The organism is Methylobacterium sp. CM6246 (assembly GCF_054818005.1).
In genome coordinates, this window is sequence record NZ_JBTXKY010000001.1 from 4043588 (window position 1) to 4064705 (window position 21118).

Genomic DNA, 21118 nt, shown 5'->3' on the forward strand with positions numbered 1-21118 from the left:
TCCTGCCGCTGAAGCTACGTGAGGGTGGCGTCGGACGGCAACTAGGTCATCAGAGCATAGTAATCGCGCATCAGGTTCTCGTACGCCGCCGCTTCAGGGGGGACGGAGCGCCGGTCGTAATCGGAGAGTTCGAGCGTGAGGAGCTGATCGTTACAAGCGGCCGGATCTTCGGCGAGGTCGAAAGGTAGGAGATGGCCATGTGGCTGGGTGCGCAGCCGTTCGCCCTGCGCGCCTAAATCGAAGGCGACCACCGGCAATCCGGTTCGCAGCCCTAGGGTCGGTGCTGTCGAATGTGTCTCCGGCCAAATCGACGGCACGAGGATCAAGTCGGCGGACACCTTCGGTAGGAGATCGAGCATCTCATCGTCTTCCCAGGGGTGCCCGGTCTCTGCGATCGCGACAGCCGCACGGGCGACCCGATCGAGCGTCGGGTCGTCGGTGGAGTAGCGCCCAGTCTCGGTGATTCCGGCCCGCTCCAGCCCGTCCGTGAGCGCCGGGTCGGAGAAGCCCACGATCGCGAAGCGCAGCGGCAGATCTCGCCTCCGGGCGTCCGCAGCCAGCGCCTGCAGCAACAAGCCGCCTTCGGGCATGCTGACGCCGCCCAGTACGGCCACTTGGCGGACCCGGCTGGGCCGCCGCAGCGCCGTCGGGCGGGCACGCGTGTCGTGCTCGACATGCGGGCGCACCGTGATCGCCAGCTCCGGGTACACCGCCCCGATCCGCCCCGCCGTATCGGCCGACGGCGCGAACACCCGTGCCGCCCTGGCCAGGAACCGCCCGAACACGGCCCGGCGCTCCTCCGGGTCCGGCTCCTCGTAGCCGTCCGCGTCCGATGCCAGGCAGTCCCGACACACGGGCACCGGCGCCAGGCCGCAATAGCGCCCGTCCGGCATCACCAAGTGGTTGCGGTGGCAGACCGGCGAGAAGTCGTGCAGCGTCCAGGCGTAGGGTCGCCCCGAGCCGGAGACGAGGTCCATCAGGGCGCGCGCCGCGTTCCAGCGCAGGCCCGCCAGCGAGTGCACGTGGATCAGAACTGGCGCCAGCTGCTCCACGAAGGCGGCCACCGCCTCGGCGTCGCGGGGCAGGTACAGGCTGTCCAGGTTCGGCAGGTACACGAACTCCCGGCTGCGGTACGAGACGTTGACCTGGATGTTGCGGGCCCGGTCGACTGAGAGCAGCACCACGGCGGTGCCTTCTTCCTTCAGCCGGGCGATCATGTCGTCGATGTGCCGCTGGATGCCCCCGCCCCAGCTGTGGGTCACGAACAGCACAGCCCGGCCGCGGAAGTGCCGGGCCAGCCGGTACAGGTCGAGCCGCGCCCGGCCGCGCCGGCCCGGATCGGCCTGGACGAACTGGCCGACCAGCGCCGGGTAGTCCGGGTGCTTGGCGAGCAAGGCCGCCTGGCCCTGGTCGTACTCGCCGCCCGGGTCGAGCCCGAACGAGATCTGCCCGGCATGGTAGACGTACACGTCCTCGGCGAGCAGGTTCGAGAACCCGGCCTTGCGGGCGCGCATGCACCAGTCGTTCTCCTCGCCGTAGCCCTTGCCGAAGGCGACCGCATCGAGGGTGCCGACGGCATCGAGCGCGGCGGCGGTCATGTATAGGCAGAAGCCGACCCCGGTGGGCACCTCGACCGAGCGGCCGCGGTTGAGCGCCTTGGCGGCCTGGTCGAGCTCGGGCCGAGGGATCTCCAGCGCCATGGCGTTGTTGGCGTTGAACTTCGGGTAGCTGCAGATCGTGGCGTTGCTGGCCAGCGGCGTGACGCTGCCGACCGGCGGGCGGCCCTCCGTTTCGGCGGCCTCGGCGTGGGCGACCAGCCGGTCGAGCCAGTCGCCGAACACCTGGGCGTCGGAGTTGAGCAGGACCACGGCGCGGCCCTGGCGCAGGGACAGGCCGCGGTTGACCGAGCGCACGAAGCCGAGGTTGTCTGGGTTTTCGACGAGGTGGAACAGGCCGCGGCCGGCGAGGTCCTTCAGGTCTGCGGTCAGCTGCGGGTCGGGGGACCGGTCGTTGACCGCGAGCAGGGTGAACGGGGTCTTTTGCGGAGCCGAGAGGCAGGCGTGGATGGCGCGCAGGGTCTCGCCGCGGCCCTTGTAGACCGGCATGATCACGACGACCCGGGCCTGGGCGAGGGTGAGCGCGCTGGGCAGGCCGTCCCAGTCGTGGGACTCGGGGGCCTCCATGGCCGGCCAGCTGCCGAGATCCTCCGGGCAGCCCATCAGCCCGGCGGCCCGGCCGGTGCGGACGTAGTGCAGGAACGGCGCCTCGCCCGGCGCGAACAAGTGGCCGTAAGCCCGGCGGTAGAAGCGGGTCGAGAAGGCCTTGCTCGGATCACGATCCTCCTCCTGGCCATGCGACAGGAAGTGGATGGCCGGGCCGTTCTCGAAGCCGCGTGTGTCGGGGTAGCGCTTCAAATACCAAGCTGCGTCGAAGAAGGGCTCGATCAGCTCGGCCTGCTCGATGAGTTCCGCATCCTCCGCGGCGGGCGGCGTTCCGTAGCCTGGATCGAAGGCATCCCCCGACAGGTCGATGCCGCGCAGCAATGCTGTGGCGAGGTGGTGGACGAAGGGGGCGATCCCTGTCGCCTCGACGTAGGGGCGGTGGGCGCGATAGGCCCAGCCGTTGAAGGCGGCGCGCGGGTTGCGGCCCCGGCGCCAACCGGTGTCACAGTAGTCGCGGACGGCGTCGACGTCCTCCGCTAAGCCGTAGCGCTGCCGGTAGAAGGCGTGGTCGAAATGCAACGCCGCCAGCTCGGCTTGCAGGTCCAGGAATGCTGCCCGGTCCAACGGCACATAGCCGATTGCGCCGAGCCAGCCGGTCTCCTCGATCGGCGGTCGCGCTGGGCTCGAGCCGCAGACCTGCAGCAGCCTGCCGAGTGTCGACCAATTCGGGCCGGGATCGCGCAGCTCCCGCCAGCCGGCCCGGGAGAAATGGACGTAGGGCGCAAGCCCCTGCGCATCCGGGTAGGTCGTCCGGTACCAAACCTCATCTATGACGGGAAACTGTGGCAGATCCTCGCCCGCGAACGGCTTTTCCCCCGCGAGCCGCGTCTCGGCGACGTACCGGAAGAACGGGTCGCCGATCACCGCCCGGCTGCCGGCGCGCGCCTGCACGAAGCCGGCCGGATCGAAATCCTGGCGCGGGCTGCGCATCTTCCGCCAGCCGCCGCTCACGTAGGTGCGAAGCAACTCGGCGTCGGAGGCCTCGGCGAGTTCCTGGGCTTCCCGCTCGTCCAATCCGTCCCGGTAATAGGCGGCGTCGAAATAGGGCGCGAGCGTCTCGGCCTGAAGCGCGAAAAGATCCTCGGGCTCGGGCCGGGTCGGGCCGCCGTGCAGGACGTAGTGCACCAGCGGGTTCTGGGTCGCGTAGGAGATGCCCCGGGTCAGGCAGTAGGCCAGGGTGTCGAAGTGCGGCGACGGCTCGCGGCCCTCGCGCCAGCCGGAGGCCATGTAGTGGCCGGCCGGGTCGACGCCGGCCGCCTGCAGGTCGGGGTTGTTGGCGAGGTAGAACGCGCCGTCCACGAGGCGGCGGGCCAGGCGCTCGGCCTGCCCGGTGTCGGGCCTGGACAGGGGGCCGCCTCGGGCGCGCTGCGCCGTCACCCAGTGCAGGAACGGGTTGATGCCGGCGGCGGCCAGATACGGCCGCGCGGCGAGGTAGTCGGCGGTCGAGAAGTCGGGCCGCGGATCCCGACCCTCGCGCCAGCCGAGCACGAGGTAGTCGCGCACCGGATCGACCGTGATGCCGTACCAACTCGCGTAGAAACCTGTATCGACATAGGGCTCTAGCGTTGCGATCTGCTCCGCCGCCGACGTGATATCGCTCGCCGCTGGAAGGCTGCGACCTGTGGCGAGCCGGATCAGCGGATTGCGGCTTGCACGCGCGCCGGCGGAAGCTGCCCAGCTGGAATAGAGGCCGTAGAGGGTCTTCAACGCGCGGTTCTCACCTTGCCGCCCATCGCGCGCGCTCCAGCATGCGGGCCTGGCTGGAGTTTGGGTCGAGGTCTTCGGCTCGGGTGAGCATGTTCTCGCGCGTGCTATGTCGAGGTCGGATCACCGCGTTGGGCAAGCGGATCGCCGGCGGCCCTCGACCTACCGGAACAGGCGCGCCCGGTAAATATGGACGCTGGCCATCCGGGCCAACCGCGGCAACTCAAGACGCCTCGAACCGAGCCCGCGCGCGGGCTACGACCGAGGCGGCGCGATCAGATCAGGTCCGACCGCCAAGTGACATCCTCACGCACGATGCGCGCGGGGTTGCCGGCGGCCACGCAATGAGGCGGCACGACCCCGGTGACGACCGCGTGCGCCCCGACGATCGCGTTGTCACCGATGGTTGAACCCTTGAGGAGCGTGGCCTGGTTGGCGATCCATACATGGTTGCCGACGCGGACGGGCTTTGCCGGGTTCAGCCGGGTACCTCCGCTTCGACTGATGATCGAATGAAAATCGCTCGTCGTCATCCATACACCGGATGCGATCGAGCAATCCGAGCCAATCTCAATCGCCTTCCCCTCGACCGGATTGAGGTGGACCAATCCGGTGAAGCCGGTTCTGTCACCGATGCGGAGCATCGAGCCTGGGCCGATATAGATGTTAGCCATGCCTAAACGGACATGCTCGCCGATGTCGAATTTACAGTTCGACTCGACGACGATGTGCATGTCCTTGTCGGATACGCAGCCTCGTCCTACGCGGACGTAATTATTGCTTCCATTGATGTAAATTTTGCCCGCTTGATCGTGCTGTTCACGAGTGTCAATGTCGATGACATTATTCTCGCCGCTGTCGAAGATATCTAATGGCATTGATCGCTCTGTAAATTAGATTCTGGTGTTCCCACCGGCGAGGTTGATGTCATCCATAATGACCATTTGCATACGGAGGCCGCGGGGCCGAATGCTGTATAGCCAAGCGATATTGGCGGAGGAGAGGTTGGCATTCGACCGGAGTGTCAAGCGGCGCCTCCGCAGCGGTCCCGCCCCCGACCGCAGAAACAGTTCAAATATCTTTAAGCCAAGCTATGTCCCTCCGACAACTCAGCACGCCTCAAAGGCCCCTTAAAGCATGACAGGGATACTCCAGGTTGGTGTTGACGCTTCCACGGTCCTGTGACCTAGGATCCCGGACAAACGAATGTTTGCGATAAGGCTGGTTCATGGCTGAGGATAACACCCTAACCAAAGCGCTGGTTGATGTGCGCGCGCGGAAGGCCGCACTCCAGAGCGACTACGACCGGATCTCGTCTGAACTCACCAAATTGCATGCAGCGGAGGCTGCGCTGACGGCGATTGTGGAAGGCGTTCCGTTGAAGGAAACGGCCATCCTTCGTTCGTCCGATAATCAGCGACCGTCGGCTGAAGATCAGAGCGGGTCCGGTCGCAGTGGGCGGCGTGGAGCTCGTGGTCCCCGATCGAACTCAGCCAAGGGGCGCCTGAAGACCCTCCTCGGCGGTGCGGGGCCGCAAGGGCTGACGCACGCCGAGATCGCCGAGCGGTTGCCCGATGTCGCTCCGAACACGCTCAACACCTACCTCAGCATGATGGTGACGGGGGGCGAGGCCGTGCGGAGGGGCGACTTTTTCACCGCCGCCGAGGGATCGGAGGAGGAATCCGAGAATGAGGCGGACGACACCGATACCGAGGCCGATGCTGACCAGGATGATACGGTGTCCGAGGATGAGGATCCGCACCATCAGACGGCTGCGGCTGAGTGAGGGAATCGGGCGTTAGCCGTCAAGCACCCTCCCCCAGCGAAACGCACACCGTCGGCGCGTCAGACGGCCCTTTGCAAACGCTGGCGCGAAGGCCCATTCGGGGGCTCTCGAGATAACGGCCGCGCCTCGCGACCGCCGGGCGGGCCTGCTATGCTGCCATCCGCCGCCCGTTCGGTGCGGCGTCACCAAGGGCCCTGCGCCATGCGGTCGATGCTCCTGCTCTGCTCCCTTCTAATCCTGCCTACGCAAGCGTGGGCAGCCTGTCGGTGTGCCTGTGTCAGGGGGGTGATGCGGCCGATCTGCCAGCAGACCGATCTCGCTGAGCCGATTTGTACAGGGCTGTGCACGGATTCCATCCGCCCTGAAGTCGTTGCGAAGCCGCTCTACGGCGGGCAGCAGGTGTTTAACCCGGTCGAGCCTTTTGATCCCGCTCCCCCCGGTTTGGTCCAGAGGGATCTGAATTTGAGTTCCGACACGCGCGGGAATCCGCTCGGTACCGCCGGTGTCCAGGGTGGTAGTGATGCATTCTCGAGCTCCGGGGGGACGCCATCGCGCTGAGTGGTCGGACGACGTTCGCCGGTCATCGGCGGAGTTTTCCCGGGGCGTGTCAGATTTTGCGGGTCCGGTCGGTCTCAAGCTGGCGCTGACAGGCGCCGGATCATCGGCAGCATCAGCGCGCCTGGGGGCGCGGCCGGAACGGGAAAGATCGTGGCGGTCTGATCGGTCTTCACCCGCGGCAGGCGCTCGACCATGGTCCGCAGGTTCGGGATGGTCCGAGGCAGCGTCGCCGCGAGCGTCTCGCCGGCGGTCTTCGCCATCACGTATTCCAGGGTGTCGCGCGGCGCCTCGTCGATGGCGGTGGTCGAGGGATAGAAGGCCGCCAGCTGGTCGCGCCGTTCGAGGCAAAACAGGCTCAGCTCGTAGAACGCGTAATTATAGACCCGCATCATCTCTTCGAAGCACGACGGCTCGAACGGCGCCCGCTTCTGCCGGAAGATGCGCGGTGTCGCGAAGTGATAGAGCTGGGACGGTTTGATCGCCAGGGATTGAAGTTGCGGTCCGACCGGGTGCGCGGCGTCGTAGCGCAAGACTTGGCAGCGTCCCCCACCGTTGCGAATTTCAGCGGCGACCGCCTCCGCTTCGGAGGCGCCCGACGCGTAGGTGATGCAGACCTCGCCGCCCCCCGCCGCGATTAGCTTGGCCGTGGCTGCGCCGAGGCCGCGCGATCCCCCGACGATGAGGGCGGACACCGCGGAGAATTCGCCGGGTTGCACCAGGGCCGCGAGGTCCGCCAGCTTCTCCGGCTCGATCGGGCGCGGGCGTACGAAGCTCTCGACCCGGGCCTCGAGGCCCGGACCGCTGGCCTGCGTCGTCACCGACTGGAGCATCGGTTGAAACCGCTTCACGGTGTAGGCCAGGCTCGAACCGTCGGCCTCATCCGTGAGCGTCACGTCGATCTTGGAGAGGATCGAATGCAGCCCGGGCACGACCATGCCGACCAGGGTTGAGAGACCGCCGAGGGCGGCGACCCGGGCGGGACCGATGGCCCGCGCGAGCCGGGGCACCAGCGCGGCAATCGCCTCCGGTGCGGGGAGCCGGAATGCCCCCGTCGCACCGGCGATCGTTGATGGATCGACGACGGCCGGCTCCGTCGGGATCGCCCCGGATGCGACCGCCGCGGGCTCGGCCCGCGGTCGCGCTCCTCCGAGCGTCGCCTGGATCGTCGCCGCACGGACGCCGTCCACCGCCAGGGAGAGACGCAAGCCCTGCGCATCCGCCTCATGCACCGCGAGTTCGGTGCGGTCGCCCACCAGCACGAAGCGTTCGAACCGCATCTGCAGGCTGCTCAAGTCTTCGAGCCGGTATGTTTCCGCGCAGGCATCCAGCGCCCACAGGGCCGCGTGAACGCCGTGGACCGCGCGGCCGCCTGCGAGCGTCCGCTGTGCCAGGCGCACATCCATATGCATCGGGTTCACGTCGCCGGTGGCCCGGGCGAAGGCCGTCTGGTGGGTCTCGGACCAGATCCGCACCATCGCCGTCGCGGCAGCTGAATCGGATCCGTTCATGGTGAAGCTCCTTGTCGACGACCAAGTCGGTGGCTTCGGAACCGGCCCCGATCCAACCGGATCGGGGCCGGTTCCGAAACCGTGCTTCGATCGGGCGCTCGGGCGCGACCAACCGTGATCCGGTTCGGCCCCTTGCTTTATGGTATCGGATCTCGCAAGAGGGCGCCGCTCACATAGTCAGGATGGGGCCGGTCGATCGCCGGAGGGCAGGCATTCTTCGGACTGTCGCAGGGACCGGTATCGAGGATGACCACGGCTCGCGCTCTCTCGCTCGGCTTCGTCGGAAACGTCGTCACCAACCCGTTCGGGAAGGTGACTGGCCGCCTCGCGGATCTCGCTCAGGTCGCGTGCGAGCATTTCCCGATCGGGCAGATTGAGCAGGTCCTGGCGGGACCGGCCTCTTTCGACACCCTCATCGTCCATCTCGATCACCGCTGGTTCTTCGATGTCGCCCCGGACGAGGCCTCGGTCGCGCGGGCTCGGATGCTGGCGGAACTGGTCTCGGCCCGCCTCGCGAGCGCGCCAGGAACGATCATCCTCAACACGGTGCCGTTCGTGCCGGTCTCGTCGGTGGAGAGCGACCTCCACGGCCAGCTGGACGCCATGGCCCGCATCAACGGGGTGTTGTTCGAACTCGCCCGCGCCAACGAGCGCGTCAGCGTCATCGATGCGGCGGGAGCGCTGGCACAGATCGGCTTCGCCAACGCGCTGCGCGAGCGCAACCGCTACCTCTATCAGATGCCCTACGCCCCGGCCGCCGTCGATGCGCTGGTCGAGCGCTACGCCGACGCGATCGCGGCCCGCCTGCGGGCGCGCCGCAAGGTCGTGGTGGTCGATGCCGACAACACCCTCTGGGGCGGCGTCGTCGGCGAGGACGGCGTCGAGAATCTCGAGGTCGACAGCGACTATCCCGGGATCGTCCACACCCAGCTCCAGCGGCAGCTGCTGCGCCTGAAGAGCCTCGGCATCCTGCTCTGCGCGGTCACGAAGAACAACGACGCGGATTTCCGCTCGGTCTTCGAGCAGCGCACGATGCCCCTGCGCCTCGACGACTTCGTGGCCTACCGCAGCAACTGGTCCGAGAAGAGCGACAACATCCGCGAACTTGCCGAGACGCTCAATCTCGGCCTCGATAGCTTCATCTTCCTCGACGACAATCCGTTCGAGATCGAGGAGGTCCGCGCCCGGCTGCCCGGCGTCGAGTGCCACCTATTCGACCGGACACGGCCGGAGCAGGCGCTGACCCTGCTCGACGGGATCGCGTCGCTTCGGGCCCGGAATGTTACCGCGGAAGACATGTCGAAGACCGAGCAGTATCGCGGTGAGGCGCAGCGGCAGGAACTGCAGCGCTCGGCCGCCTCCATGGACGAGTATCTCGCCTCGCTCGACATCCGCCTGCACATCACCCGCAACAACGCCGGTGCGCTCCGGCGCGTGGCGCAACTGATCAACAAGACCAACCAGTTCAACCTCACCACCCGTCGCTACACCGAGGACGAGGTCGCCACCGCGATGCGCGAGGGCAGCGTCTACGCGGCCCGGGTGGTCGATCGCTTCGGCGATATGGGCATCGTCGGCGTCGCCATCGTCCGGGGCGGTGCGATCGAGACGTTCTTGATGAGCTGCCGGGCGCTCGGACGCCGCATTGAGAGCCAAGTCCTGCGCTACGTCTGCCAGGAAGAGGCCGACCCGGCGCTGCGGGCGAGGTATCGCCCCAGCGCCAAGAACCGGATGGTCGAGACCTTCCTGGACGAGAACGGGTTCGCGCTCATCGGCTCTGGCACCGAGGGCAAGGACTATCGACTGACCCGAGGACCGGATGACACTGCCTACGTCCACATCGTCGCCGAGTGAGCACGCTGCCGCGGCGGCCGCCCGCACCACGCTGGACCGCTTGGTCGAGACGTGGAGCCGACCGGAGCTGAGCGGCCTCGGCCCGGAGGACGACCTCTACGAGCGGATCGACTCCTTCGCGGTGGTCGAGCTGCTGCTGGAGACCGAGTCCGAGGTCGAGAAGGCGGTCGGGCGCTACGTCCCGCTGGCCGACGAGAGCATCCTCGACAGCACCCGCTCACCCCTGCGCCGGCTCCAGGGCTGGTTCGACTACGTCGCGCAGGCCGTCGCCCGTGGCTGAGCTGCGATTCCAACACGCTGGGATTGCCGGCCTGGTCACGACGGTCGGCGGCCGGGCGCTCGCCTTCGACGCCGAGGCGGCGGATCTCGGGATGTCCCCCGAGGAGGCCGAGCGGCTCAAGCGCGCGATGGGCTTCACCACCCGCCACGTGGTCGTACGCGACGACACCACCACCGCCGACCTCTGCCTCAACTCGGCCCAAGAGCTCCTGCGCGGCCTCGGCCTGCAGCCGACGGATCTCGACGGATTGATCCTGGTCACCCAGACCCCCGACTACAGCTCGCCCTCGACCGCGATCTCGATGCAGCATCGCTTAGGCATGCGCACCGACACGCTGTGCTTCGACATGCGGCTGGGCTGCAGCGGCTTCGTGTACGGGCTCTCGGTCGCCTACAGCCTGGTCGAGTCCGGGCTGAAGCGCATGCTCCTCTGCGTCGGCGATGTCGCAAGCCGCATGGTTGCCACGAACGATCGCTCCATCACCCCGATCATGGGCGATGCCGGCGCCGCCGTTTTGATCGATCGGCGGGAGACCGAGAGCGTCTTCCAGCTCCACAGTGACGGCTCCGGCGAGAAGGCGCTGTTCATCCCGCATAGCGGGCTGCGCGCGGATCCCGAGGATGCGAGCAAGCCGGCCTCCATGCACATGGATGGCGCGCAGGTATTCAACTTCTCCCTGAAGCGCGTTCCCTCGCTGGTCACCGACATCCTGGCGGCCTCCGGGATGGGGCCGGAGGAGCCGGATTTCTACGTGCTGCACCAGCCGAACAAGTACATTCTCAAGAACCTGCAGCGGCGCCTGGGGCTCGACGACGGCAAGCTTCCCTCGGGCACGCAATCCGTCTACGGAAACCAGAACTCTGCCTCGATCCCTGGTACGATCTCGGGTTTCCTGGCGGAGGATTTCGCGCGCCGGCCGCTGCGCGCGGTGTTGGCGGGGTTCGGTGTCGGTCTGAGCTGGGGCGCGTGTGCGCTCAGCACCGACCGGATCTACGCCCCGCCCGTTTTGAAGTTCGAGGAGACCGCGTGATGACCGAGGCTGGGTTCCTGGACGAGCTCGGCGCGATTCTGGATCAGCCGGGGCCGCTCGCACGCGGACAGACGCTCGGCGAGATCGAGACCTTCGACTCCCTCGGCATCCTCAACATCATGGCCCTGTTCGACACGCTGGGTCTCGAGGTGGAGCCGTCCCGGATCGCGGAGGCCGCGACCACGGACGACCTCCTCGGTATCGCCGGCGCGAAGCTGCAGGCCTGAGGCCGCGCGATGACGGAACCCGCGGGACATATCCTCGTCGTCGGAGCCAGCAGCGGCATCGGCCGGGCCGTCGCCGAGCGCTTCGCCGCGCAAGGACCCGTGACCGCCCTCGCCCGTCGGGCAGACCGCTTAGCCGAGCTGACGGAGGCCGGGATCGCCACGGTGGCCGCGGACGTGACCGACCTCACCGGCATCGCCGGGATCCTGCAGACTGCCGTCACCGAACGCGGGCTGCTGACCGGGCTGGTCTATTGCGCCGGTGTCCAGATCATCAAGCCGATGCGCAGCCTGAGCGTGGAGGAGGTCCAGCGCCTCTACACCACGAACCTCGTCGCCCCGACCATGTTCGCCGCAGCCTTCGGCAGTGCCCGGATCTCGACCCGCGACGCGGTGTTCTGCGCCGTCTCTTCGGTCGCCGCCCAGCGGCCGGAGCCGGCCATCGTTCCCTACGCCGCCTCGAAGGCGGGCCTCGACACCCTGATACGCGGCGTCGCCCGGGAACTCGCCCCCCGGCGCGCGGTCGGCATCGCCCCGGGGTGGCTCGACACCGAAATGACCCAGGCGCATGCGAGGCTTTATGGCGAGGGCTTCAAGGAGGCGCTGCAAAAGCGCAGCCCCGCAGGCGTTGCGACGGTCGCGGCGGTCGTCGACGCCATCGCCTTCCTGATGTCGGCGCAGGCGCGGCACGTAACCGGCGAGATCATGCGGGTCGATGGCGGAGCGTCCCTATGATTGGTAGAATCACGTGACGGCTAAAGTAAAGCGCCTCGCTCTGATCGGCGGCGGCGGCTTCTCCAAGGAGATTGCTGAAGTCGCGCAGCTGCTCGGTTACACGGTCGAGGCGACCTATTCGAGCCAGCCGAGCGCGCAGGTCGGCACCTACAGGGGGTACCTAGACGAATTGCTGGCCGACCGCGCCGAGTATATGGGCGTCGCGCTAGCCGTGGGCGGGGTGAGCCGGGCGGCGATCCAAGCACGGGCGGAAATCATCGCATGGCTCGACGAGCACGCCCTGCCCTGCCCACCCCTGGTGTCACCGCATGCAATTGTGAGCCAGGGAGTGGCCTTGGGCCCGGGGGCCTTTGTTGCGCACGGGGTGATCGTTAACATTGATGCGCGCCTAGGACGCTTCTGCGTCGTGAACACCGGAGCGATTATCGGCCACGATGCAGAGATCGGCGATAACACCACCATCTCGCCCGCGGCGTTCATCGGCGGGCGCTGCGCGATCGGTAAGGATGGGTTGGTCGGTCCGTTGGCCAAGGTCCTACAAGGCCTCAAGATCGGTGAGCAGGCGACGATCGGCATGGGCTGCACTGTTCTACGCGCTCTACCTGACGAGGGTGTAATCTGGCCGAGACCCGATAACCCCGTAGTAAAACTGGATCGCGCTTGAGCCGATAGGAGCCTGATTAGGCGGCATGGCGCCTTTTAGGCAGGTGCGATAGCTTGCTATTAAAGTTGTGCTGCGCATGACTAGACATCATCGATCGCGCGTTGAAATAGTTCGCGAGCGCTGCCTTTCCGCCGAATCTAACAGTAATCCTCTCCGAGATTTACAAAAAAGTTTGCGGTTCATCCGGTCTAGTGAACTGTGCTGTAGACAAATGCTGAAGGGATGGGCTCCCGATTGTAATCGCCTTCGATATAGGCCGAGCAAGTTACGTCGAACTTCGTCACCGGTTTCCCATCGTCGCAGGCGGGCGAGCTCGACTTGCGGTGTGGAAGTCGCTTTTTGCGATCCCGTCAAACAAGGACCGCCGCCCGCCGATCTTGGCCTGGTCTTTAGACCGGAGCGAAATCGCACTCGCAAGCCGACGGAGACGCAGGTGAAGCGGATCCGGACAAGGACCAATGCCGACCGCAAGAGCGCCACGTCTTTACGAGGGACCAAGCAGAACCGCCAGTCCCGAAGGTCTCCTACTTGCAGGGGCGATGGATCAGACTTCCGGAAAAGACCGCCCGTACCGATGACATAGGCGGTCCGTGACAACCAGAGATCACTATCCCCGGGGGCACCGCCGGCTGCACTAAAACGGGGGTCTGCGCTTAGCTTAGAAACCTTAGGATAGGCCTCTAGAGAGATTAGGCGAGTCTAGAAATTTGATCTTGCATCGTCTGAATCCTGCCCTCTTCGACGAGCCGTGTTCCCGCTTTTCGATGAAAAGCTATGTAATCGTCAAAATCGTTTGCCGCACATTTCCTGTAGTTCGAAAAATCAAATGTACGGCCTGCTCCTGGCGCCAGTCGTTCAATGGATGAAACCCATTTCTCACGATCAAGTATGCTAACGCCCCATTCACCAAGTTCCCGCTCCTCATACGGGTGCCGCGCAATGGTTCCAACAAAGCTCGTTATCGGCAACCTTTCGTAGAACGAAGTTCGAGGTCTCACCAGCGCGTCGAAAATATAACCAGTTTCCGGGCGCCGCTGCAGCAGCCAAATTTGATTAAGATTTCCAAGGAACTCAAGACCGTGACATGCAGATCCCTCCGGGAAAACAATGACCTCTGCTTTGCGGTAGTAATCCATCTGCGTCGATAGGTCGTGGTCTTCAGGGTAGACAATACTAAACCCATGCCCCTCAAAGAAGCTAGCGATGTAACTTTCACCAAGGATATTGCCTCCATGTTTTATGGCCGCGCGTGTCACAAAAATTTTCTTCGGCCTAACTGTGTCTCCAAAAACAAAATCAAGACGACGCCTAGTGAACGAATTCAAACGGCGGAGGTAATCGCTATCCACGGATCCTGCAAAGCTCGCGCCTTGTTTGCATAAATTTAAACGTTCAACGATAGTGTTTTTTGTGATGAGACACACATCGGCAGCCTTAATTTCGAAAAATTCAAGGGCCGAAACCAATGCCGAAGGAAGTTGAATTTTTCCGTTGGTTTCGCCGACCAAAAGCCACTTACCACAATTAAATGTTTCAAGGTATTGTAGTATGCGATGGGTAGATTCGGCCATCGCGTGCCCAAAATGCGTGAAAGCAGGGCCTACATAATTCCATTCACCTTCCAAAAAATCGTGATAAACGGCGCCTTCATCAAAGGTGTCGGAAATACTATCTTTGATGAGATGTCTTAGTCTCCAAAGGCCGGTATTTTCTATAAATGGCCCGCCGTTGTGGCTGTGCATGTTGCCAAAAGATTGTACTTTTGCGGATGCGATACTTGCGGAAACGATGGTTGGGTTAGACTCCAGCATAGGCCGTGATTTCCACTTTTAGAGTTCGAATGTATGCCTGCCATCTTAGCGAACGATCGCTCTGAATCAAAGTCCGCATTAACGTCGTAAGCGCCGTACAGATTCGGCGCCTCTAAAGCCAAAGTCCTACATCATGATTGCCGCAACCTGATTATGAAAAACATTCCCCGGATATAGACGATGCTGCAGAGTCCTGCACAGCAACCTCGCGTCGCTAGCTTCGACGTAGCACATTCCCAAGTCTCCTAGACTTTTAGCCAACGATCAAGTGCTACGATGCCGTGCACGTGTGCGGCACTAGCCCTCCTTATCAACGAAGCACGTCGCGACGTTTCTCGCAGCAAAGCTATTGCGGTTTTGAGTCAATGCGCTAGCTTTGTGTCGCTGCCGGGTTCAACATCGGGTGTAGGCCAACTGAGCGACAGGTCGGAATAGTTCAATAGACCGCCGACGGCAAGCTTAAATTTATTGTTGGCATTAAGTTTTGAACGGATCAGAATCATGCGACGCGTTGTTGAAAAAGAAGTGGAGAAAACTAATCAGTTTGGAGCCTGGCCGAGCAATGGGTTGATGGTGGCTACTGCGAGGAATTGTCAGTTTTGTTGACGCGCCTTGAAATTGAGCATCTAGAACAGGCTTTGAGCCCAAGTAAAACATTGGATAGTCCATCGGGTTGGCTGTTTCTTATTAACGACCATAACTCGTTTCTCTATTATCAGTATGGTTTCAACTTATGGACGAGCGATCAAGAATCATCCGCGCGTGATATTATGAGCAAGCGGTTGCAGGTCTTGACGGATCGCGGCATTGATTATATCAAATTAATTGTTCCAGAAAAGAGTATAATTTATTCAGAGCTCATGCCGGAGCGTTTCTCATCCGCTCCCATCTGTAACTTTCGCCCTGCGGTACAGCTTGTTTCGCAATTTCCTGATCGTATTCTTTATGGGAGGCGAACTCTTGATGACGCCAAGCGTATTTGTCCGGTATATTTCAGAGGTGACACACATACTAATTGGATAGGTGCGTGGGCACTATATCGAAGTCTGATGGAGCCGTTACAGAAAACAACTCCATCAATCGGTCCTTTGCTATCGCTTCGCGATCTCTCCAGCCGAGTGGCGTATTGGGACGGCGACCTGCGTGAGCAAATGACCACTGAGCAAGCTACTGCCTATGACGAGCAATGGTGTCCTTGGTTAACTCAATGGGGTTTGGAACAGACAATCTTGCTGGAGATTCCGGAACAAAGAAGACTGGCGAGGCCGGTCTCTGTACCGGCCGAGTACCAGCAAGCCTTTCACCGCCCTACCTATATCTATGAAACTAGTGAACAATCAAAACCTCGGGCTGTCATCTTTAGGGACAGCACCGCAGATTTAATGCACCCATTCATTGCCGAGCATTTTTCAAGGTCCGTCTTTGTCTGGCGGGATGGCATCATTTACGAAGATGTGATCAATCGTGAGGATCCGGATATTGTGCTTCACATCATGGCCGAACGATTTGTTTCCGCTTATTGGCAATCGGAGCCAATAGCATCCGCCGGAGCGTTGACCGGGTTTTTGAAAGAGTAAGCGGGAGTTCCCTCGGTCCCTTAAACCATATTAACTCGAAACAGTTGTCTAGTTGGTGGGTGGCCGATTATTTGCTTGAGCCTGTTTGAGGACTGCTCTCAGGCTGGATTTTAAAGGACGTGGATGGTCATGAGGCTGGCGATGTAGGCGAGCCGGCCCGAGGCGATATTCAGGCGACCGGTGCGTTCAGGGTGCCGGCCAGCTCCCGGGGGCTGAGCTAGCCGAAGGTGCGCTCGACCACTCGGCGCCGCCCCAGCACAACGAAGCGCTTCTGGTCGGGCTTCTTCTCGACGACGCAGTGGCGCATGCCGTGGATATTGCACCAGTCCTTGCAGCGCTCGGCCGAGAAGGCGCCGCCGAGGATGGCCAAGCGCGAGCTGGGCCACTGGTCCTTGCCGTCATCGAAGGCGGACAGGGTATCGCAATCCTGAACGTTGGCCGGGACGACGGAGATAGCCAGGACGTGGCCTTCCGCATCGACCAGAGCCACACCCTCATTGTGCGGCTGTCGAACCATTGCGCCCGACGACCATCTTGAAGGTATCGTAGCCGCGCGACCCGCGCACGCTGATGCATTTGACGCTCTGTGTGTCGATGATCGCAAGCCGTGGCTCCCACCACTGTCCACACCGCCGGCGCTGTCGGCGAGACAGAGCCCGCATCAGGCTCTCGTCGATCCAGCGCCGGAACCAGCCATCGACTGTGCGCCAGGGCGGAAAGTCCGCAGGTAACGCCCGCGATACTCCGCTGACCAGAAGGCGCCAGGCATCCGCGGCCAGCACGCAAAGCGCCGGTGTCGCCTCCGGACGGACTAGTGGATCTACCCTTCTCAAGCAGCGCGCCACCGCGTCCAGGCCAGTGTGAAGTGCCATGTTCTTTAGGCGCGCCTCATGACGCGTCGGATGTCGCTACGTCCACACCTGCTCTCCAATCCGGCCCGCCAAGTGAAATCTGTGTGTTTGCAAAAGATAAATGGCGTCAGCCCGCCGAGGGCACAAAAAGGATCATAATTATCTTCCGAAAACGCGACGCATCTTTCATGGCTTTTTAAGCTATTTATCCAAAATCGGATGCATCACCTCCGAGCCGAGTTGAAGGGTTTTAACGATTGATTTTATTATTTTTCCAGAGCTGAAGGGGTTCTCAGCCAGTAAGCGAATTGCATCGTTGTCACGATAATATCGCCGCTCAGCGTAAAGGATCGGGCTGCCGTCGGTGTAGGAGCCGTATGCCCACCAACGGTCCGGAAAACCATCAATTTTGGATTCGCCAAGCTTTTTTCTATACCAAACTAGTAATTCGAAAACAGCAACAGATCCGTTACAATAACGTTCGATCATGGTCTCGCCAATTCGGTCAATTTTCGTGAAATGATAAAATTTCAGTTCCTGACCGTTGACAAGTATCGTCCCCTCATCGTTTATCGATATGATGCGATTGCTTAAGTTCCAGCTCGCAACATTGTATCCAGAGTGCTTGAGTATTGCAACATTGTCAAAGAATGCCGGGACGTGATCGCACCACTTCTGATCCGTAAATAACCCTCCAGGCACGTCATCATAACAAAATTCAAGAAGCCTAGAGCTCCACCATTTCGCAAATCGGCGGGCCTCTGGCCCGTTCCTTAACCCCAAAAAGCCTAAATTATATATTCCATACTTTAGAGATCCAATCTCGTTATCTATAATAGCCTGTTTATCGCTCTCCGGCGTAAGCTGGTGTGGGGTCAGTAATATATCCTGGGTTTCAAGCAGATCGAGAGCCTCCGACAAAGGTCCAAACAAAGCTATATCAGGATCTATATAAAAGACCTTATCGGCTTCTTCTTGTGAAAGTATATGCTCTAACATTCTTCCTTTTACCGCAGTGCACAGCTCCACGATATCATGACAAAAAGCCCATTGCTTAAAATTTGGAATCTGGAGTTCTTCTGCGTTAACAACCCGATCTAACTGACAAATGAGGTTGTCGGCGCATGCCTCCGGATGAGGTTGATCAACCAAGCACAGCCAAAACTCCCAATCAGGGTGAAACTCTTTGACTGTTTTCGATAATACCAGGACCCGATCGATATACGCAAATGACGCGCTTGTGAAACAATGAACCTTCGTCATGCTTTCCTCTGAGAATGTAGTGCCGGAGCAAGATGGTCTAGTTTATGCAGGATGTTTGCTATGTAGACTAATTTCGATCTTTCTAAGTATGAGTTCGGCACAATAATTCGACATATTCTGATTTGTCGGGAAACAGATGCGCGCTATTTGCGCGCCCGATTGATTTGAGGATTTGTGCATTTAGCTGCGTCCTTTGAAAATCAGGCGGGCGTTTTTGCTTCGAGTAGATCTATTGTGCCGTTGGTAGACTTCAGCTCCCCAATATGACGTGCTGCCCCGGAAATAAGCTCAAATATTCTTCCATTTAAAAATATCGATAACAACTCACCATCGTCATTGGCGATAAAGCTTTGCTTTGGCGCTTCCTCTTCGAGGAATCTCGCAATATTCCCAGATTGCTTAGTCGTCACTACAAATGCGCCCGCAGAAACAGCTTCATAAGTTGCAAAATTAAAAGTCTCAGGCCACTTTGGGCAACTGACGACCACGTCTATTTGGTTTTCTCGGATTGCGTTGATCATTCCGTCGGGATTCGCTTGCGTAACTCGTACGGGGACGAATTTAACTAAACTCTTCGATATATGTTTTCCCGATTCATCACCTAAGTGGAAAAATTCATAGCGGCTATTTTCGCGTGTGAGCTCTACCAAATTTCTGAAATTATCCCATCCTTTATGAGTTAGGCGCGCTCCGACAAAGGCGATTCGGAGAACTGCAGAAGTCTCGATTGGGGCCTTGTGACGATTGAGGCCAGTCTCAGTGGGGGAAAATCTAAATACAGCAGGCTCAGCAACTTTTCCATATTTGAATCGGCACGATGTAAATCTAATCCAGTTTTCAAGTGCGGTTTTAGAAGGCGCAACTACAATTGGATTTACCTCCTCAAAAAAAGATTTTATTCGAGCTTCGTGAATTTCTCTTGCCTTTCCATAAACGCAGATTCTGCAGCTGCCCGACGCGAGTGGAGGGGCAGAGCAAAAAGTGAGATCGTTTCGCAGTAGAGTAAATTTCTCACACGCAGTGAAGTAGTCGTGAACCCAATAATATATTTTGTGCGGACTTCGGAGTGCAAAACTTGCGATTATAGCGGGATGGAGCCCCATCAAATGATGAATTATTGAAGTAAATTCGTAATTCGCGCGGGATAACTCATTTGCGAGGCCCGACAAGTCGGCCACGTTTAGTAGGCCTAAATACCTTCCATTGTATCTACAACGTAGGAAGTTTGGGGTACTTTTCGTCTCGTCTGCCAAGGTAAGTGCGAAATCGAATGGGCTTAAGTGAATGTAGCTTCCGCCACTGAGCTGTGTCTGAGTCGCCTCGTTTCGAATGATATTTTGGACGCCGCCGAAGTTTTCTGCGTAGTCGTCGTGACTAAATGAGAAAATTAAAGGCTCAAAATTTCCTTTACGAAGAAGGCTAAGGATGTCTGTTGTGGATATGAATTCTTGATCTGCGGCGATAGGTCTTATGAAAGAATATTGGTTAGCGGGTTTTGCCCTCTCTATTGTTAATCTCTCTTCATGCAATACTCTCTTTGGCTTTCGGCCTTCTGATTTTCCGGCGAGGCCGTAGTGTAAAAGTGGGTTTATACCTATATTTGAAATATCCCAATTCGTATCAAGATAGTATTTCGTATTAAAGTGCGGGCTTGGGTCTCGACCTTCTCTCCACCCGTGGAGATGGTAGTGTTCGATCGCCTCGATTTCTATTCCAATTAAATCGGGATTGCTGCTAAGGTAAAAGTCCTTATCAAACAGTTCTTCTAGAATTTTCCTTTCTTCGGGTTCTAAGATGGGTTTGCTGGTGGGCCGCCCTTCTGACAGGCCGCTTCGGACGTAGTGGAGCAGAGGGTCAACTTTGGCTTCTGCTACATCTGGGTTGGCATTCAGATAATATGTGGTGCTGAAGGTCGCACTGGGATCACGGCCCTCGCGCCAGCCATCTTTATGGAAATGAATTAGCGGATCACGCCCGGATGCTTCTACGTCCGGATTGTTAGCCAGATAGTAGTCGCGGTCGAAGTATGCTTCGATCGCGCGCAGGCTCTCTAGATCGGTTTCGGACTCGTTGATGGCTCTCTTCTCGAGATGGCCGCTGCGTGCGTAATGGAGCAGAGGGTTGACTCCGCTCTCCGCTACATCCGGATTGGAGTTGAGATAATATGTGGTACTGAAGGTCGCGCTTGGATCGCGACCCTCGCGCCAGCCGTCTTCATAGTAATGGATTAGCGGGTCGCGCCCAGAAGCGGCGACGTCAGGGTTCGTGGTGAGGTAGTAGTCGCGGTCGAAATATGGCCCTATCGCGCGCCGGTTCTCCGAGTCATTTTCAAAGACATGGATAGCTCTCTTCTCAAGATGTCCAGTGCGCGCGTAGTGGAGCAGAGGGTTGACTCCGGCCTCCGCTACGTCGGGATTGGAGTTGAGATAATATGTGGTACTGAAGGTCGCGCTTGGATCGCGACCCTCGCGCCAGCCGTCTTCATAGTAATGGATCAGCGGGTCACGCCCAGAGGCCGCGACGTCTGGATTATTGGCCAGATAATAATTGCGATCGAAATATGATTCTATCGCGCGCAATTCGTCCAAAACATTTTCGGGACATGGATTTTTCTTACGGTTATCTGAATAATTGTTACTCACTGGACATTTAACTCCTTCTTAGAAGGTGCGGTCATTTCGCGAACGCTAAAAGAGTGGTTTGCTCTCGACGATATTTCGTTCGGCTGTGCGCAAATTTTTACACGTCCTTTGCGAGGTGTGTGGGGCTTAGTTCGATTTTTTCAATTTGCCGGTCTGAGATATGGATGATGCATCGAAGTTCAATTTTGCGCTGAGATGTTTATGTTTGAATTGCTAAGCATTGCCATGTTCGTCAAGGCACCAGTTACCGGAGGCTTGGCTATGATGCCTAACCGGTGGCCGCTACCATACCAGGAAGTAGCGTCGTCCTGCAGCGATTGCTGAGGCACAGAATCAAGAAGTGAAAGTTGCTCGACCGGCGATCAGGTTGCTACCCTAGCTTCCGCCGTTGGCCACTTCAATGGCAGCG

15 protein-coding genes are annotated in these 21118 nt (G+C 60.2%); 8 read left to right on the plus strand and 7 right to left on the minus strand.

Annotated elements, in window-relative coordinates:
- Nucleotides 1-41: 41 nt before the first annotated feature.
- Nucleotides 42-3929 carry a glycosyltransferase gene (locus ACYQPG_RS19700; RefSeq protein ID WP_461231540.1) on the minus strand — a complete coding sequence of 1296 codons (3888 nt, stop codon included), beginning with the start codon at nt 3927-3929 and terminating at the stop codon, nt 42-44.
- 272 nt (nt 3930-4201) lie between these two features.
- Complete coding sequence (locus ACYQPG_RS19705; RefSeq protein WP_461231541.1) at nt 4202-4804, minus strand: acyltransferase; 603 nt, start codon at nt 4802-4804, stop codon at nt 4202-4204.
- Between the two features lie 350 nt (nt 4805-5154).
- Between ACYQPG_RS19705 and ACYQPG_RS19710 the strand changes: the two genes are divergently transcribed.
- Nucleotides 5155-5712, plus strand: a complete 558-nt coding sequence (locus ACYQPG_RS19710; protein ID WP_461231542.1) for a hypothetical protein — start codon at nt 5155-5157, stop codon at nt 5710-5712.
- Between the two features lie 632 nt (nt 5713-6344).
- Here the strand turns inward: ACYQPG_RS19710 and ACYQPG_RS19715 are convergent.
- The gene (locus ACYQPG_RS19715; protein ID WP_461231543.1) at nt 6345-7778 is read right to left on the minus strand and encodes a MaoC family dehydratase; all 1434 of its coding nucleotides are present in this window, start codon (nt 7776-7778) and stop codon (nt 6345-6347) included.
- A gap of 246 nt (nt 7779-8024) precedes the next feature.
- On the opposite strand from ACYQPG_RS19715, the gene ACYQPG_RS19720 reads away from it, so the two are divergent.
- Genes ACYQPG_RS19720 through ACYQPG_RS19745 form a run of 6 tightly spaced genes read left to right on the plus strand, consistent with a single transcriptional unit; the run spans nt 8025 to nt 12565 of the window.
- Nucleotides 8025-9632 (plus strand): HAD-IIIC family phosphatase, encoded by a 1608-nt coding sequence (locus tag ACYQPG_RS19720; protein WP_461231544.1) that lies wholly within the window; start codon nt 8025-8027, stop codon nt 9630-9632.
- Nucleotides 9598-9912: a hypothetical protein gene (locus ACYQPG_RS19725; protein WP_461231545.1), complete on the plus strand. Its 315-nt coding sequence runs from the start codon at nt 9598-9600 to the stop codon at nt 9910-9912. The genes ACYQPG_RS19720 and ACYQPG_RS19725 overlap by 35 nt, the downstream gene beginning before the upstream one ends.
- A complete protein-coding gene (locus tag ACYQPG_RS19730) occupies nt 9905-10942 on the plus strand; it encodes a 3-oxoacyl-ACP synthase III family protein (protein WP_461231546.1) in 1038 nt (345 codons plus the stop codon). Before ACYQPG_RS19725 ends, ACYQPG_RS19730 begins: the two co-directional genes overlap by 8 nt.
- Nucleotides 10942-11169 (plus strand): hypothetical protein, encoded by a 228-nt coding sequence (locus ACYQPG_RS19735; protein ID WP_147940528.1) that lies wholly within the window; start codon nt 10942-10944, stop codon nt 11167-11169. Before ACYQPG_RS19730 ends, ACYQPG_RS19735 begins: the two co-directional genes overlap by 1 nt.
- A 9-nt stretch (nt 11170-11178) precedes the next feature.
- Complete coding sequence (locus ACYQPG_RS19740; RefSeq protein WP_461231547.1) at nt 11179-11901, plus strand: SDR family NAD(P)-dependent oxidoreductase; 723 nt, start codon at nt 11179-11181, stop codon at nt 11899-11901.
- Nucleotides 11902-11914: 13 nt separating this feature from the next.
- A complete protein-coding gene (locus ACYQPG_RS19745; protein WP_461231548.1) occupies nt 11915-12565 on the plus strand; it encodes an LbetaH domain-containing protein in 651 nt (216 codons plus the stop codon).
- A gap of 689 nt (nt 12566-13254) precedes the next feature.
- Here ACYQPG_RS19745 and ACYQPG_RS19750 read toward each other — a convergent pair.
- The gene (locus ACYQPG_RS19750) at nt 13255-14376 is read right to left on the minus strand and encodes a glycosyltransferase 61 family protein (protein WP_461231549.1); all 1122 of its coding nucleotides are present in this window, start codon (nt 14374-14376) and stop codon (nt 13255-13257) included.
- A gap of 602 nt (nt 14377-14978) precedes the next feature.
- Between ACYQPG_RS19750 and ACYQPG_RS19755 the strand changes: the two genes are divergently transcribed.
- Nucleotides 14979-15953, plus strand: coding sequence for an alginate O-acetyltransferase AlgX-related protein (locus ACYQPG_RS19755; RefSeq protein WP_461231550.1), 975 nt, complete (start codon nt 14979-14981; stop codon nt 15951-15953).
- A gap of 217 nt (nt 15954-16170) precedes the next feature.
- Here ACYQPG_RS19755 and ACYQPG_RS19760 read toward each other — a convergent pair whose 3' ends face one another.
- From ACYQPG_RS19760 to ACYQPG_RS19770, 3 genes are all read right to left on the minus strand, one after another.
- Entirely contained in the window at nt 16171-16443 is a 273-nt protein-coding gene (locus ACYQPG_RS19760) for a hypothetical protein (RefSeq protein WP_461231551.1), read from the minus strand.
- A gap of 562 nt (nt 16444-17005) precedes the next feature.
- A complete protein-coding gene (locus ACYQPG_RS19765) occupies nt 17006-18067 on the minus strand; it encodes a hypothetical protein (protein ID WP_461231552.1) in 1062 nt (353 codons plus the stop codon).
- A gap of 200 nt (nt 18068-18267) precedes the next feature.
- Nucleotides 18268-20709: a glycosyltransferase family protein gene (locus ACYQPG_RS19770; protein ID WP_461231553.1), complete on the minus strand. Its 2442-nt coding sequence runs from the start codon at nt 20707-20709 to the stop codon at nt 18268-18270.
- Nucleotides 20710-21118 lie beyond the last annotated feature (409 nt).

What these genes read in the sequence shown, in the direction of transcription:
- ACYQPG_RS19710 (WP_461231542.1), top strand. Translation starts at nt 5,155, where the DNA reads ATGGCTGAGGATAACACCCTAACCAAAGCGCTGGTTGATGTGCGCGCG.
- ACYQPG_RS19735 (WP_147940528.1), top strand. Translation starts at nt 10,942, where the DNA reads ATGACCGAGGCTGGGTTCCTGGACGAGCTCGGCGCGATTCTGGATCAG.
- ACYQPG_RS19750 (WP_461231549.1), bottom strand. Translation starts at nt 14,376, where the DNA reads ATGCTGGAGTCTAACCCAACCATCGTTTCCGCAAGTATCGCATCCGCA.
- ACYQPG_RS19715 (WP_461231543.1), bottom strand. Translation starts at nt 7,778, where the DNA reads ATGAACGGATCCGATTCAGCTGCCGCGACGGCGATGGTGCGGATCTGG.
- ACYQPG_RS19740 (WP_461231547.1), top strand. Translation starts at nt 11,179, where the DNA reads ATGACGGAACCCGCGGGACATATCCTCGTCGTCGGAGCCAGCAGCGGC.
- ACYQPG_RS19725 (WP_461231545.1), top strand. Translation starts at nt 9,598, where the DNA reads ATGACACTGCCTACGTCCACATCGTCGCCGAGTGAGCACGCTGCCGCG.
- ACYQPG_RS19765 (WP_461231552.1), bottom strand. Translation starts at nt 18,067, where the DNA reads ATGACGAAGGTTCATTGTTTCACAAGCGCGTCATTTGCGTATATCGAT.
- ACYQPG_RS19705 (WP_461231541.1), bottom strand. Translation starts at nt 4,804, where the DNA reads ATGCCATTAGATATCTTCGACAGCGGCGAGAATAATGTCATCGACATT.
- ACYQPG_RS19720 (WP_461231544.1), top strand. Translation starts at nt 8,025, where the DNA reads ATGACCACGGCTCGCGCTCTCTCGCTCGGCTTCGTCGGAAACGTCGTC.